The following is a 13,288-nucleotide window of genomic DNA, read 5'->3' as shown; positions in this document are numbered from 1 at the left end:
CGGACGACGAACGCCGCCGAATCCCGGAACTGAAGGGCTTTTCACCGACCGCCGCCCACTCCACGTTCATGAGCACTCACGGGACCCTGCGGCTCGCGACGCGAGGCTCGGACCTCGCGCTGCGTCAGGCGTCGAGCGTCGCGGACGCCCTCTCCGGCCGTCGGCGCGACGTGGAGCTGGTCGAAGTCGAGACGCGCGGCGACCAGCTCCGGGACGAACTGATCCACCGCCTCGGGCGGACGGGGGCGTTCGTCCGGGCGCTCGACGAGAAGGTGCTCGCAGGCGAGGTCGACGCCGCGGTCCACTCGATGAAGGACGTGCCGACGGAGATGCCGTCGGAGCTGTTCGTCGCGGGCGTCCCGGAGCGCGCGCCCGCGGGCGACGCGCTCGTCACGCCCGACGGCGACGACCTCGACGCCCTCCCGTCGGGGGCGACCGTCGGTACCTCCTCGCTCCGGCGCAGGGCGCAGCTGCTCAACGCCCGGCCGGATCTCGAAGTCGTCCCGCTGCGCGGGAACGTCGACACCCGGGTGGAGAAGCTCCTCGCGCCGTCGCTGCAGCGCGAACACGAGGCGCGGGTCGAGGCCGACAAGGACCGGAAGGGGCACGTCGGCGAGGACGACTACGAGCCGGAGTACGATCGCCGGCCGGAGGAGTGGTTCGACGACCTCTCGGAGATCCGGCGGCGGGCGCTCGGGCGGGAGGTCGAGACGGAGTACGACGCGATCGTGCTCGCCGAGGCCGGCCTGCGGCGGAGCGGCCTCGACCGCCGCGTCGCGTTCGAGCGACTGCCGATGAAATCCTTCGTGCCGGCGGCGGGGCAGGGCGCGATCGCGGTGACGGGAACCAACGGCGAGGCCGCGGAGGCGATCCACCGGACGATAGACCACCCGCGGACGCGCGTCGAGACGACCGTCGAGCGGACGGTGCTCGCGGAGCTCGGCGGCGGGTGCGTCGCCCCGATCGGCATCAGCGCGGTGCTCCAGGGGGCCTACGTGCGGACGCGGGTGCAGGTGCTCAGCCGGGACGGCGAGGAGGTCATCGACGCCTCGCGCGACCTCCCGGTGGAAACCCACGGTCGCGCGGCGGCCGATCTCGCCGAGGATCTGCGGGACCGGGGCGCGGCCGACCTCATCGAGCGGGCGAAGCGCGATGCGGAGGCGGAAGACGAGGGGAAGCGGGGGGAGTGACCGAGATGAGCGACGAGCGTTCGACCGACGAGGACGCGGTTTCGAGCGACGAGGGCGAGACGCCGACCGGCACGGTCTACCTCGTCGGGAGCGGCCCCGGCGACCCCGAACTGATGACCGTGAAGGCGAGACGCCTCCTGGAGGAGGCGGACGTGGTCCTCCACGACAGGCTTCCTGGCCCCGAGATCCTGGGCACCATCCCCGAGGAGAAGCGGGAGGACGTGGGCAAGCGCGCCGGCGGCGAGTGGACGCCGCAGGAGTACACGAACCGCCGGATGGTCGAACTCGCCCGGGAGGGCGCGACCGTCGTCCGCCTGAAGGGGGGCGACCCGTTCGTCTTCGGCCGCGGCGGCGAGGAGATGGAGCACCTCGCCCGCGAGGGGATCCCCTTCGGGATCGTCCCCGGGATCACCTCCGCGGTCGGGGGGCCGGGCGTCGCCGGCATCCCGCTTACGCACCGCGATCACGCCTCCTCGGTGTCGTTCGTCACCGGCCACGAGGATCCGACGAAGGACGAGTCCGCCGTGGACTGGCAGGCGCTCGCGGACGCCGGCGGCACCATCGTCGTCCTCATGGGCGTCGGGAAGCTCCCCGAGTACGCGCGGGCGCTGCTCGACGCCGGGAAGGCCCCGGACACGCCGGTTGCCCTGATCGAACGGGCGACGTGGCCCGACATGCGCGTGGCGACGGGGACACTCGAAACGATCGTCGAGGTGCGCGACGACGCGGGGATCGAACCGCCCGCGCTCACCGTCGTCGGCGAGGTGGCGGCGACGCGCGAACGCGTCCTCGAGTTCCTCGAGAACGCGGGGGGCGAGCCGTGAGCCGGGAGGTTCGCGCGGCCGTCTTCCGCCCGGACGACGAGCGGCTCCGCAAGGCGGTCGAACTGCTCGACTCGCTCGGCGCGACGCCCGTCCCGGACCCGATGCTGGCGGTCGAGCCGACGGGCGAGACGCCGCGAACCGACGGCGCCGACTACGTGATCTTCACGAGCAAGACCGGCGTCGAACTGGCTGCGGAGGCGGGGTGGGCGCCCGGCGACGGGACGGTCGTCTGCGCCATCGGCGAGGCCACCGCCGAGGCGCTCCGCGACGCCGGCTACCGGGTCGACCGCGTCCCAGAGGAGTTCTCCTCGTCGGGGCTCGTCGCCGCGCTCGACGGCGAGGTCGGCGGGAAGCGGGTCGAGGTCGCCCGGAGCGACCACGGGAGCGACGTGCTCCTCGACGGGCTGCGCGAGGCGGGCGCGGAGGTGCGCGAGACCGTCCTCTACCGGCTCGTTCGCCCCGAGGGCGCGGGCGACTCCGCCGAGCGGGCGGCCGCCGGGGAGCTGGAGGCCGCGATCTTCACCTCCTCGCTGACCGTCGAGAACTTCCTCGCGGCGGCCGAGGCCCGCGGCGTCCGCGACGACGCGCTCCGGGGGCTGAACGCGGCCGTCGTCGGCGCGATCGGCGAGCCGACGCGTCGGACGGCCGAGGAGCGCGGGATCGAGGTCGACGTGGTTCCCGATCGCGCCGACATCGAGGAGCTCGCCCGCGCGGTCGTCGAGGCGGCCGCGCCGACGTACCGCGGCTGAGCGTGAGCGGAACCTGGCGCCCGATCGGGATCGTCGCCGGCTGGCAGACCGCGGCGAGCCTCTGTTATTACAGCGTCTTCGCGGCGACGCCGTTCATCCGCGAGGCGTTCGGCCTCTCGCGGGCGCTCGTCGGCGTCCTCATGACGGTGCTCACGCTCGGGTACACGCTCAACCTCTTCCCGAGCGGCGCGGCCGTCGACGGATTCGGCGAGAAGCCGGTGATGGTCGGCGGGCTGGTCGCGCTCGGAGCCGCCACGGCGGGCGTCGTCGCCGCGCCGTCGTACCCGGTGCTCCTGCTCGCGGCGTTCGCCCTCGGCGCGGCGTACGCCGGATCGATGCCGGCCACGAACCGGGCGATCGTCGGCGCCGTGGCGGACGCGCGGCGGAACCTCGCGATGGGGATCAAGCAGGTGGGCGTCACGCTCGGCAGCGCCGCCGCGAGCGTCGTGGTCACGGGAATCGCGGCCGTCGCCGCCTGGCGGGCCGGATTCCTGCTGATCGCCGCCGTCGCGCTCGTCGGCACGGGAGCCTTCGCGCTCGCGTACGCCGGAACCGGGGGGACGGGGCGGCTCGAACGCCCGGATCTCGGCGGGCTTCGGGCCAACCGCGCGTACCTCGGCCTCGTGAGCGCCGGGCTGTTCCTCGGGGCCGCGCTCTTCACCACCGTCGGGTACGTCGTCCTCTACCTGACGGAGGCGGTCGGAACGACGGTCGGACTCGCGGGGATCGCGCTCGCCGGCGCGCAGGTGACGGGCAGCGCCGGGCGCGTCGTCGCCGGCTCGCTCGCCGATCGGCTCTCGCTCCCGGGATCGGCCGCGCGCGCCCCCCTCGCGGTTCTCGTCGGGCAGACGGCGCTCGCCGCCGCGCTCTACGCCGCGCTCGCCCTGTCGACGCCGCCGGCACCCGTCGCGGTCGCGCTGTTCCTGGCGCTCGGCGCGACGATCCTCGGCCTCACGGGGGTGTACTACTCCTGCCTGAGCGCGCTGGTCGACGCCGACGACCTCGGCGCGGCGACCGCCGGCGGGCAGACCGCGCTGAACGCCGGAGCGCTCCTCGCGCCGCCGGCGTTCGGCTGGATCGCGGACCACCTCGGCTACCGCGCAAGCTGGGGCCTCCTCGCGGCGGCGGCGCTCGCCTCGATCGGACTGCTCCTCGGCGTCCGGCGGCGAGTATAAGCGCCGCGGCCCCGTCACGCACACGCATGCTCTCCTACGACCGACGCGGCGACGCCGCGTGGATCACGATCGACCGGCCCGAAAAGCGGAACGCGGTGCACGTCGAGGGGTGGCGCGAGCTCGCGCGCCTGCTGGAGCGGGCGGAAAGCGAGGCGCGGGCGGCGGTGGTAACAGGCGTCGACGACGCCTTCTGCGCCGGGGACGACATCGCCGTCATCGACGACGCGGAGACCGCCGACGAGGTGGAAGAGCTCGCCGACTGCCTCCACGGCGCGCTGTTCGGCGTCGAGGCGCTCGACGTGCCGGTGATCGCGGCGGTCAACGGTCTCGCCTACGGCGGCGGGCTGGAACTCGTTCTCGGGTGCGACCTCGCCGTCGCCGTCGAGGGCGCGACCTTCGCGCTGCCCGAAACCCGGATCGGCGCGTACCCGCCGTACGCCGTCGAGCGGATCGCGGCCGTCGGGGGGCGAAAGCGCCTGATGGAGCTCGCGCTCGCGGGCGAGCCGATCGGCGCGGAGCGGGCGCTGGACTGGGGGCTGGTGAACCGAGTCGTCCCCGAATCGGAGCTGGAGCCGACCGTCGAAGCGTTCGTCCGGCGGATCGCCGAATCTCCGGCCGCGTCCGTTGCGGCGACCAAGCGGTACGCCGCGCGGCGCGCGTCGGACGCGGGTGCGCGCGACCGGATCGTCGGCGCGCTCTCGCAGCTCAGGCGCGACGAGGCGTGCCGGGAGGCGACGCGGGCGTTCCTCGAACGGTAACGAGCCGAGGGAGTCCGCGAGGGCGAGCGGTGGGAGAGAGCCGGAGGTTTATATCCGAAACCGCGCCTACCGACGGGTAATGGACGGACCGATTCCCGAGCTGGCGGAGCGCGCGGCGGCGTGCGCGGACTGTCTCAGGGAGGCCGACAGCGTGCTCCTGGCCTCGCACATCGACGCCGACGGGCTCACGAGCGCCGCGGTGGCGGCGAGCGCGCTCGAACGCGCGGGGATCCCCTTCGACGCGGTGTTCTCGAAGCAGCTCGACGAGGCGGAGATCGCGTCGATCGCGGCCTGCGACCACGAGACGGTGCTGTTCACCGACTTCGGGAGCGGGCAGCTCGACGTCATCGCCGAACACGAGGACGCGGGGGCGTTCACGCCGGTCGTCGCGGACCACCACCGGCCCGCGGACGCGGAGACGGAACACCACCTGAACCCGCTGCTCTTCGGCCTCGACGGCGCCACGGAGCTGTCCGGGGCGGGCGCGAGCTACGCGCTCGCGCGCGCACTCGAACCCGAGGGTGGCGACAACCGCGACCTCGCGGCCCTGGCGGTCGTCGGCGCAGTCGGCGACATGCAGAACTCGGACGGCGGGCTGACCGGCGCGAACGAGCGGATCGTCGAGGAGGGGATCGAGGCGGGCGTCCTCGAATCCGCGCGGGACCTCGCGCTGTACGGCCGGCAGACCCGACCGCTGCCGAAGCTGCTCGAATACGCGAGCGACGTGCGGATCCCAGGCGTCTCGAACGACGAGGCGGGCTCGATCGCCTTTCTCGCCGACCTCGATCTCGACCTGAAGGAGGGGGGCGAGTGGCGACGGTGGGTCGACCTCGCGGCCGACGAGCGGCGGACCGTCGTCAGCGCGCTCGTCAAGCGCGCCGTCTCGTCCGGAGTCCCCGCCGGACGCATCGACTCGCTCGTCGGGACGACCTACACGCTCACCGACGAGCGGGAGGGGACCGAACTGCGGGACGTGAGCGAGTTTTCGACGCTGCTGAACGCGACGGCGCGCTACGATCGGGCCGACGTCGGGCTCGCGGTCTGTCTCGGCGACCGGGCGGACGCGCTGGAGTCCGCGCGGCGGCTGCTGCGGAACCACCGCCGGAACCTCTCCGAGGGGCTCCGGTGGGTCAAAAACGAGGGCGTCACCGTCGAGGAGCACGTCCAGTGGTTCGACGCCGGGGCGCGCATCCGCGAGACCATCGTGGGCATCATCGCGGGCATGGCCGTGGGCGCGAACGGGATCAGCCCGCGGCTGCCGATCATCGCGTTCGCCGAGAAGAGTGACGAGGAGGTGAAAGTCTCGGCCCGCGGGAGTCACGTCCTGACGCGTCGGGGGTTAGACCTCTCGGCGGTGATGCGCGAGGCCTCCCGCGCGGTCGGCGGCGACGGCGGTGGCCACGACGTCGCGGCGGGCGCGACGATTCCGAGAGGGAAGCAGCGGGCGTTCGTCGAGCACGCCGACCGGATCGTGGGCGAACAGCTCGGGTAGCCCGGCCGAACCACTGATGCGGCAGTGCGGCGTAGCCGACGGCGATGACGGGGCGTCGCCGCCATGAGTGACGAGAGCGACGAACGCGACGAAGAGAGCGGGGATCGGATTCGACCGGATCGGTGCCGCCGAGTGCCGCGGCGCCGGCTGCTCGCCGGAGCGGCGGCCGCGGCGAGCGTCGGCTTCGGCGGGTGTCTCACGACGGGGCTGCGGGCGTCCGTCGACGGCCTGTCGGGGTCGAACGTGTTCGAGGACGTGTCGCTGGCGGAGTCGTGGGCGACGACCCGGACGACGGCGAAAGTGACGCTGACGCGCCGGGCGACGCGAGCGGTGGGCGTCCGCGAACTCGCCGTCGTCTCGTCGAGCGGCAGCGAGGTGTGGACCGGGTCGGTGGTCGCGGGGCAGACGAGCGTCAGCGACGTCGTGTTTCCCGTCGGGTCGCCCGCGACGCTCACCGCCGCCGACTACGACGGGGCGTTCGTCGACGCCGTGACGGTGACGGTGGACGGCCGGACGATCCCGTAGGGGAGGGGCCGGTTCGCGTCGGTCGGTCCGCCCGTTACGGTGCCCAGAGCGCGTCGCCTCGACGGGTGGGACGACGCGATGGCCGCGGGGGAGTCGTCGATTCGGCCGTGAACCGGTGAGGAGGCGGAGGCGCGACGGATCAGTCCAGATCCGCGCGCTCGAATCGGACGTAGCCGAGGAGCGGCGCCGCGACGGCCCACGCGACGAGGACGAGGAGCGCGAACCGCGCGGAGATCCAGACCGGTTCGGCGTCCCCGGGCTGCGTGAGCAGCGGGTGGTACCGTTCGGGTTCCGTCATGAGCGCGTTCGTCAGTCGCACGTAGGCGTTCATCGGATTGAGCCGACCGATCAGGAAGTACCAGTCCGGGGGAGTCGGATGCACCGACGCGTCAGCGAGCCGAAGTCCGAGCGCCTGCACGCCCATCCAGCCGAGGCGGAACGCGACGAACACGCCGACGAGCCCCGCGACGCCGCGAAACCGGTTCGCCGGCGTTTCGACGGGTCGACCTCCCGCCGGTCGTGTACTCCGAGAACACCTCGCCGAGCGACGGGTCGTCAGTCGTGAAATCGACGAACCCCGCGTCCGAGCGACGGACGCGGCGCAACGCGTCGAACTTCGCCTCTCCGCCGCGGCACTCGACGACGACGCGACCGGCGCGAGCCGCGATCCCTGTGACCCCCCGAACCGCTTCGAGCTCCGCGAGCAGCCCGTCGGGGACTCGCTCGACCGCGACGGTGAGCGTCGCGTCGGCCGCGAGTTCGGCGCGGAGCTCCGCGACGCTCCCGTCGGTCACGAGGCGGCCGTCGAACAGGATGCCGATCCGGTCGCACACGGCTTCGACCTCGTCCAGAATGTGGCTGGAGAGGAAGACGGTCGCGCCGCGCTCGTTCTCCTCGCGGACGATCTCCCGGAGGCGGCGGCCGCCGTTCGGATCCAGCCCGGAGGACGGCTCGTCGAGGACGAGCAGGTCGGGTTCGCCGACGATCGCCGCGGCGATCGCGAGGCGTTGGCGCATCCCCTTCGAGTACCCGCCGGCCGCCCTGTTGGCCGCACCTTCGAGGTCGACCCGCGCGAGGAGGTCGTCCGGGTCGTCGCCCGCGCCCTTCACCGCGATCACGTGTTCGAGGTGCTCGCGGCCGGTGAGCTCGGGGTACACGTCGTACCCTTCGGGCAGGACGCCGGTTCGCTCGCGGACCGCGACGCTTTCGGCCCGCGCGTCGAGGCCGAACACCGAGACGGAGCCGGAGGTGGGCCGGACGAAGTCCAACATCGCGTTTATCGCCGTGGACTTGCCCGCGCCGTTGGGGCCGAGGAAGCCGAACACCTCGCCATCGGCGACCGAAAGCGAGAGGGAGTCGAGGGCGGTCACGTCGCCGTACCGCTTCGTCAGGTTCGTCATCTCGACGGCCGGCACGGTCACCACCGCCTCGACCGCGCTATCGTCGTCGACTGGAGGGCTATCATCGGCCACATCTCGTCAATCGTCCTATAAATGCTTCGTGGTCGAAACGGGGATCGGGCGCGGTCAGCTTGCGCTTCGGGCTCCGCGAGGGCACCCTCAGTCGGCGCGGACGGGCCCGTACTCGTCGGCGTACAGTTCGACGAGGACCTTCAGGACGCCGAGGACGATCGGGCCGAAGAACAGCCCGACGAAGCCGAACAGGTACAGCCCGCCGAAGATCCCGACGATGACGATCGCCGGGTTGAGGTTCGCGCCGCGGCCGCTGACCACCGGGCGCACGTAGTTGTCCGAGAGGCTGACCACGACGGTCCCGTAGACGAAGAGGGCCGCCCCCGCGACGGGGCGGCCGACGGCGAGCAGGTAGATCGACGCCGGCACCCAGACGATGGACGCGCCGATGAGGGGGAGGAACGACAGCACGGTCGTGACGACCGTCCAGAAGACGACGTTCGAGATGCCGACGGCGGCGAGGCCGACGCCGGTCAGCACGCCCTGGACGACCGCGACGACGGCGTTGCCGACGAGCACCGCCCACATGATCCGGTCGGTCGCCGCGTACAGTTCGGCCTGCGCGCCGCGCGACAGCGGGGACACGTCGGAGAGCCAGCGGAGCAGGCCGTCCCCGTCCGCGAGCAGGTAGTACAGGAGGAACACGAAGACGGTGATGCCGATGAACACCGCCGACACGCCGCCGAACACGCCGAGCACGCGTCCGAGCAGGTCGGTCGTCCCCCGGCCGTCGATCTGGCTCAGAAGCTCGGTCAGTAACCGGCTCAGGTCGACAGAGAGCGACGGGATGTCGACTTCGATGCCGGTGGCGTTTCGGATCCTCTCCTCGATCGCGTCCGGCTCGAACCCCTCGCCGCCGCTTTCGACGATGTCCATCGCCTGCTCCACCGCGACGCCGATCACGACCGCGAAGGGGAGCAGCAGCGCCACGGCGCTGAGGAGGATGAGGGAAACCGCCGACAGCTGCGATCCGAGGTGCGGTTCGAGCCGGCGCTGGAGCGGGTAGAGGAGGTACGCCAGGAGGACGGCGGAGAGGGCGTACTGGAGGAACGGGAGGAGGAGGAGCGCGGACAGGGCGATCAGCAGCCCGATGAGCAGCAGGTGAAAGCGTCGGCTCCGGCTCACACCGCGTATCGAAAGCGCGACAGAATAAAGGTGTGCCCCGCACCGGATCCGGATCCGGACCCCGGCGCGCCATCGCCCAATTTTTAGCCCCGACCCGCCCACTTTCCGCCATGGCCGAGTTCGACCCGGAGAAGTTCGAGGACAAGTACGTTCACTACTTCCCGCAGCTCCAGCGGGCGTACAAGAACGCGTTCACCACGATGAACGACGCGTACGACTCCGAGCTGATCCACGCGATCGACCAGCAGATCCTCAACGAGTCGGAGCCGTTCTACGCCGACGGCGAGTTCCGCGTCGACCTCCCCGAGAACCCGACAGACCGGATCAGCGGCGTCCTCGTCGACGACGAGAAGCTGGAGGCGACGCTGTCGCGCTACGTCGAGGAGATCGAATCCGAACTGCATCGCGTGTTCGGCGTCGAGCGCCCGTGAGAACGGCCGCGAACGGCCGTCGCGCGCCCGAAGTTCGCCGGTGCGCGCGGTGTGCGTGAACCAAAAGCCTAAGAACGCCGACCACCAAAGCCGGAACATGAGCACGGAGAGTCAGGACCCGGACGAGGACCTCAAAGAGCGCGTGGCGAATTTCCTGCGCCGGAACTTCCCGCAGATCCAGATGCACGGCGGCACCGCGGCGATCCGCGACCTCGACCGCGAGACGGGCGAGGTGACCGTCGCGCTCGGCGGCGCGTGCTCCGGCTGCGGCATCTCCCCGATGACCATCCAGGCGATCAAGACCCGGATGGTCAAGGAGATCCCCGAGATCGAGACGGTCCACGCGGACACCGGAATGGGAGGCGGCGCGGGCGGCGGAATGAGCCCGTCGTTCCCCGGCGAGACGACGCGCGAGGACGACGGCGACGAAGGCCCGCAGGCCCCGTTCTGATCGCGGGAGCCGTCGAAATTCGGCGGAGCGAAGCGACGTTCGTTTTCGATGCCCGACAGGACTGACGCGTCAATACCGGAGATTTAACCGTTCCTCCGGCGGAAAGGGTGGTATGAGCAGCGAGTCGCCCCGGAACGTCCTGTTCGTCGTGATGGACACCGTCCGGAAGGATCACCTCACTCCGTACGGGTACGACGAGCCGACGACGCCCGGGCTGGAGTCCTTCGCCGAGGAAGCGACCGTGTTCGACCAGGCCGTCGCCCCCGCGCCGTGGACGCTCCCGGTGCACGCGTCGCTTTTCACCGGCATGTACCCGCACCAGCACGGGGCCGATCAGGAGAACCCCTACCTCGAGGGCGCGACCACGCTCGCGCAGACGCTGTCCGCGGCGGGGTACGACACCGCCTGCTACTCCTCGAACGCCTGGATCACGCCGTACACCCACCTCACCGACGGGTTCGACGACCAGGACAACTTCTTCGAGGTGATGCCCGGCGACTTCCTGTCAGGACCGCTCGCGAAGGCCTGGAAGACGCTGAACGACAACGAGTCGCTCCGCGCCGTCGCCGACAAGCTCGTCAGCCTCGGCAACACCGCCCACGAGATGCTCGCCGGCGGCGGGACCGCCGACTCGAAGACGCCGGCGGTGATCGACCGGACGATCGAGTTCGTCGACGACTCCGATCGGTTCTTCGCGTTCATCAACCTCATGGACGCACACCTCCCGTACCACCCGCCGGCGGAGTTCCGGGAGCGGTTCGCGCCCGGCGTCGACTCCACCGAGGTGTGCCAGAACTCGAAGGAGTACAACTCCGGGGCGCGCGACATCGACGACGAGGAGTGGGAGGCGATCCGGGGGCTGTACGACGCCGAGATCGCGCACATCGACGACCAGCTCACCCGCCTCTTCGACCACCTCAAGGAGACGGGGCGGTGGGACGACACGATGGTCGTCGTCTGCGCCGATCACGGCGAACTCCACGGGGAGCACGACACCTACGGCCACGAGTTCTGCCTGTACGACCCGCTCGTCAACGTCCCGCTCGTGGTCAAACACCCCGCGCTCGACGGCGGGCGGCGCGGAGATCAGGTCGAACTCATCGACCTCTACCACACGGTGCTGGACTCGCTGGGCGTCGAGGGCGGCGCTCCGGCGTCGCCGGGCGACGACGCGGTGACGCTCGACCGCACGCGATCGCTTCTCTCATCGGACTACCGCTCGTTCGCGTCGGTTCCCGCGGCCGACCGCGACCCCGGCCAGCGCGGCGACGGGACGTACGCGTTCGTCGAGTACTCGCGGCCCGTCGTCGAGCTGAAACAGCTCGAGGAGAAGGCCAGGAAGGCGGGGATCACGATCCCGGAGGACTCGCGCTTCTACTCGCGGATGCGCGCGGCCCGGCGGCTCGAAGCGAAGTACGTCCGCATCGACCGCGTCCCCGACGAGGCCTACCGGATCGACCGCGACCCCGGGGAGGCGGAGAACCTCGCCGGATCGAGCGACGAGCTGATCGAGGAGACGGAGGCGGCGCTGGCCGAGTTCGAGGAGGCCGCCGGCGGCGCCTGGACCGGGACGGACGACGTCGAGGTGACCGACGAGTCGCTCGACGAGATGGACGACGAGGCGCGAAAGCGGCTGCAGGACCTCGGATACATGGAGTGAGCGGTTCGAACCGCTACTCCGGAGCAGTCGGCCGGAGTCCCCGCCCCGCTTCCCACGCCCGGATCAGCCCCGCGAGCGTTCGGTTCGTCGGGGCGTCGAGCCCGCGTCTCCGGGCGCGGTTGACGACCGCGCCGTTGATCGCGTCCACCTCGGTCCGCCGTCCGGCCTCGACGTCCTGGAGCATCGACGAGCGGTTCGCGGCGGTCGCCTCGACCACCTCGTCGAGCGCCTCGCGGGCCCGGCGGTCCGTCAGCCGAACGCCCTCGGCGCGGGCGACGCGGGCGGTCTCCCGGGCCGCGGTTCGGGCGAGCGACGCGGCCTCGCCGTCGGCGAGCGCGCCGTTTTCGACGCGCGCGAGCGCGGTCGCGGCGTTGACGCCGGCGTTCACGGCGAGTTTCTCCCAGCGCCTGCGCGGCATGTCGGTCGCCACGGCGGTCTCCAGGCCGGCGGCGCGGAACGCCTCGCCGACGCGCGCCGCGAGGGCCGACCGCCCGCCCTCGCGCGGGCCGAGCGCGATCTCCCCGACGCCCGTACACTCGACGCGCCCCGGTGCGAGCAGCCTCGCGCCGTAGGTGGCGGTCCCGGCGAGCACCGGCGCGTCGAGGCGATCGGCGAGCGCCTCCTCCGTGAGGCCGTTCTGCAGTGACAGCGCGGCGTCCGCGTCCGCGGCGGCCAGCGCGTCCGCCGCGGACGCGGTGTCGTACGATTTGACGGTCACGATCGCGAGATCCGCCGACCGGCCGCCGAGATCGGTCAGCGCGTCGGGGCGGACGCGGGCGTCGATCGCGCCGGAGACGCGCAGGCCCGCCTCGCGGACGCGGGCGACGTGCGGATCGCGTCCGACGAGCGTGACCGCGTGGCGGCGGGCGAGCAGGCCGCCGATCAGGCTGCCCAGGCTCCCCGCGCCGAAGACGACGATCTCCATGCCCGACCGGTGGCGGGCGGGCGGTAAAAGGGGATACGCTTCGATTCGTGACGCGCGACCCGCCCCGACTCGCGAGGCGCGGCCTTCTTCGACCCGCGGAACTCAGTCTTCGGTCCAGTAGTAGAGGTCCTCCTTCGGGGTGCCGCAGCTCGGACACTGGTCCGGAAGCCCCTCGTCGATCTCGCCCATCTCGCCGCACTGGGTGCAGCGCCACATGAGGAAGCCCTCGCCGAACTCGTGACCGGCCCGCGCGTGCTCGACGCTGAGCGACTCCATGCCCTCGCGCATCGTCACGTAGAAGCCGGCCTCGTCGAAACCGCGGACCGTGCCGAGCTCGTTGCCGTCCTCGTCGTAGACGGACTGGCCCAGGTTCAGCTGTTCGATCTCCGATTCGGACACGTCGTCGGGTTCTTCGCCGCCATCGCCGACCATGCGTACACGTTCGACGGCGAACGAATTAAATGCCAACGGCCGCGGCGGTGAAAACGCGGACGCGGCCCGCGGAGATCGC

General features: G+C 71.8%; 15 protein-coding genes. 10 read left to right on the top strand and 5 right to left on the bottom strand.

Annotation, left to right across the window (positions count from 1 at the left end):
* Nucleotides 1-68 precede the first annotated feature (68 nt).
* From hemC to CNO20_RS05065, 7 genes are all read left to right on the top strand, one after another.
* Nucleotides 69-1,190, top strand: a complete 1,122-nt coding sequence (gene hemC, locus CNO20_RS05095) for a hydroxymethylbilane synthase (protein WP_101295076.1) — start codon at nt 69-71, stop codon at nt 1,188-1,190.
* A 5-nt stretch (nt 1,191-1,195) separates the two neighbouring features.
* Nucleotides 1,196-2,014, top strand: coding sequence for a uroporphyrinogen-III C-methyltransferase (gene cobA / locus CNO20_RS05090; protein WP_101295722.1), 819 nt, complete (start codon nt 1,196-1,198; stop codon nt 2,012-2,014).
* Nucleotides 2,011-2,763, top strand: a complete 753-nt coding sequence (locus CNO20_RS05085; RefSeq protein ID WP_101295075.1) for a uroporphyrinogen-III synthase — start codon at nt 2,011-2,013, stop codon at nt 2,761-2,763. The genes cobA and CNO20_RS05085 overlap by 4 nt, the downstream gene beginning before the upstream one ends.
* Complete coding sequence (locus tag CNO20_RS05080) at nt 2,760-3,938, top strand: MFS transporter (RefSeq protein ID WP_101295721.1); 1,179 nt, start codon at nt 2,760-2,762, stop codon at nt 3,936-3,938. The genes CNO20_RS05085 and CNO20_RS05080 overlap by 4 nt, the downstream gene beginning before the upstream one ends.
* Nucleotides 3,939-3,964: 26 nt before the next feature.
* Nucleotides 3,965-4,696: an enoyl-CoA hydratase/isomerase family protein gene (locus CNO20_RS05075; RefSeq protein ID WP_101295074.1), complete on the top strand. Its 732-nt coding sequence runs from the start codon at nt 3,965-3,967 to the stop codon at nt 4,694-4,696.
* 79 nt (nt 4,697-4,775) lie between these two features.
* Nucleotides 4,776-6,188, top strand: coding sequence for a RecJ family nuclease (locus CNO20_RS05070; RefSeq protein ID WP_101295073.1), 1,413 nt, complete (start codon nt 4,776-4,778; stop codon nt 6,186-6,188).
* Between the two features lie 63 nt (nt 6,189-6,251).
* Complete coding sequence (locus CNO20_RS05065) at nt 6,252-6,713, top strand: hypothetical protein (RefSeq protein WP_233203929.1); 462 nt, start codon at nt 6,252-6,254, stop codon at nt 6,711-6,713.
* A 139-nt stretch (nt 6,714-6,852) separates the two neighbouring features.
* Here the strand turns inward: CNO20_RS05065 and CNO20_RS05060 are convergent, their stop codons facing one another.
* From CNO20_RS05060 to CNO20_RS05050, 3 genes are all read right to left on the bottom strand, one after another.
* Complete coding sequence (locus CNO20_RS05060; RefSeq protein WP_143423146.1) at nt 6,853-7,164, bottom strand: ABC-2 transporter permease; 312 nt, start codon at nt 7,162-7,164, stop codon at nt 6,853-6,855.
* On the bottom strand, nt 7,103-8,128 hold the full coding sequence (locus tag CNO20_RS05055) for an ABC transporter ATP-binding protein (RefSeq protein ID WP_101295719.1): 1,026 nt from the start codon (nt 8,126-8,128) through the stop codon (nt 7,103-7,105). Before CNO20_RS05055 ends, CNO20_RS05060 begins: the two co-directional genes overlap by 62 nt.
* Nucleotides 8,129-8,272: 144 nt before the next feature.
* Nucleotides 8,273-9,310 (bottom strand): AI-2E family transporter, encoded by a 1,038-nt coding sequence (locus CNO20_RS05050; RefSeq protein WP_101295071.1) that lies wholly within the window; start codon nt 9,308-9,310, stop codon nt 8,273-8,275.
* A gap of 110 nt (nt 9,311-9,420) precedes the next feature.
* Here CNO20_RS05050 and CNO20_RS05045 point away from each other — a divergent pair, with 110 nt between their 5' ends.
* From CNO20_RS05045 to CNO20_RS05035, 3 genes are all read left to right on the top strand, one after another.
* A complete protein-coding gene (locus tag CNO20_RS05045; RefSeq protein WP_101295070.1) occupies nt 9,421-9,741 on the top strand; it encodes a DUF5783 family protein in 321 nt (106 codons plus the stop codon).
* A 97-nt stretch (nt 9,742-9,838) separates the two neighbouring features.
* Complete coding sequence (locus tag CNO20_RS05040; RefSeq protein ID WP_101295069.1) at nt 9,839-10,192, top strand: NifU family protein; 354 nt, start codon at nt 9,839-9,841, stop codon at nt 10,190-10,192.
* Between the two features lie 112 nt (nt 10,193-10,304).
* Nucleotides 10,305-11,852: a sulfatase gene (locus tag CNO20_RS05035; protein WP_101295068.1), complete on the top strand. Its 1,548-nt coding sequence runs from the start codon at nt 10,305-10,307 to the stop codon at nt 11,850-11,852.
* 13 nt (nt 11,853-11,865) lie between these two features.
* Here the strand turns inward: CNO20_RS05035 and CNO20_RS05030 are convergent, their stop codons facing one another.
* Nucleotides 11,866-12,777, bottom strand: coding sequence for a ketopantoate reductase family protein (locus CNO20_RS05030; RefSeq protein ID WP_101295067.1), 912 nt, complete (start codon nt 12,775-12,777; stop codon nt 11,866-11,868).
* Nucleotides 12,778-12,879: 102 nt separating this feature from the next.
* On the bottom strand, nt 12,880-13,209 hold the full coding sequence (locus tag CNO20_RS05025; protein ID WP_101295066.1) for a DUF7130 family rubredoxin-like protein: 330 nt from the start codon (nt 13,207-13,209) through the stop codon (nt 12,880-12,882).
* Nucleotides 13,210-13,288 lie beyond the last annotated feature (79 nt).

It is taken from the genome of Halegenticoccus soli (assembly GCF_002844195.1).
GTDB classification, from domain to species: domain Archaea; phylum Halobacteriota; class Halobacteria; order Halobacteriales; family Haloferacaceae; genus Halegenticoccus; species Halegenticoccus soli.
The sequence above is the reverse complement of the archived record's forward strand: the minus strand, read 5'-3'. Positions and strand labels throughout refer to the sequence as shown.

Coding starts and splice junctions, on each gene's coding strand:
- CNO20_RS05025 (WP_101295066.1), bottom strand. CDS start 13,209: ATGGTCGGCGATGGCGGCGAAGAACCCGACGACGTGTCCGAATCGGAG.
- CNO20_RS05070 (WP_101295073.1), top strand. CDS start 4,776: ATGGACGGACCGATTCCCGAGCTGGCGGAGCGCGCGGCGGCGTGCGCG.
- CNO20_RS05075 (WP_101295074.1), top strand. CDS start 3,965: ATGCTCTCCTACGACCGACGCGGCGACGCCGCGTGGATCACGATCGAC.
- CNO20_RS05040 (WP_101295069.1), top strand. CDS start 9,839: ATGAGCACGGAGAGTCAGGACCCGGACGAGGACCTCAAAGAGCGCGTG.
- CNO20_RS05045 (WP_101295070.1), top strand. CDS start 9,421: ATGGCCGAGTTCGACCCGGAGAAGTTCGAGGACAAGTACGTTCACTAC.
- hemC (WP_101295076.1), top strand. CDS start 69: ATGAGCACTCACGGGACCCTGCGGCTCGCGACGCGAGGCTCGGACCTC.
- CNO20_RS05065 (WP_233203929.1), top strand. CDS start 6,252: ATGAGTGACGAGAGCGACGAACGCGACGAAGAGAGCGGGGATCGGATT.
- CNO20_RS05030 (WP_101295067.1), bottom strand. CDS start 12,777: ATGGAGATCGTCGTCTTCGGCGCGGGGAGCCTGGGCAGCCTGATCGGC.
- CNO20_RS05035 (WP_101295068.1), top strand. CDS start 10,305: ATGAGCAGCGAGTCGCCCCGGAACGTCCTGTTCGTCGTGATGGACACC.
- cobA (WP_101295722.1), top strand. CDS start 1,196: ATGAGCGACGAGCGTTCGACCGACGAGGACGCGGTTTCGAGCGACGAG.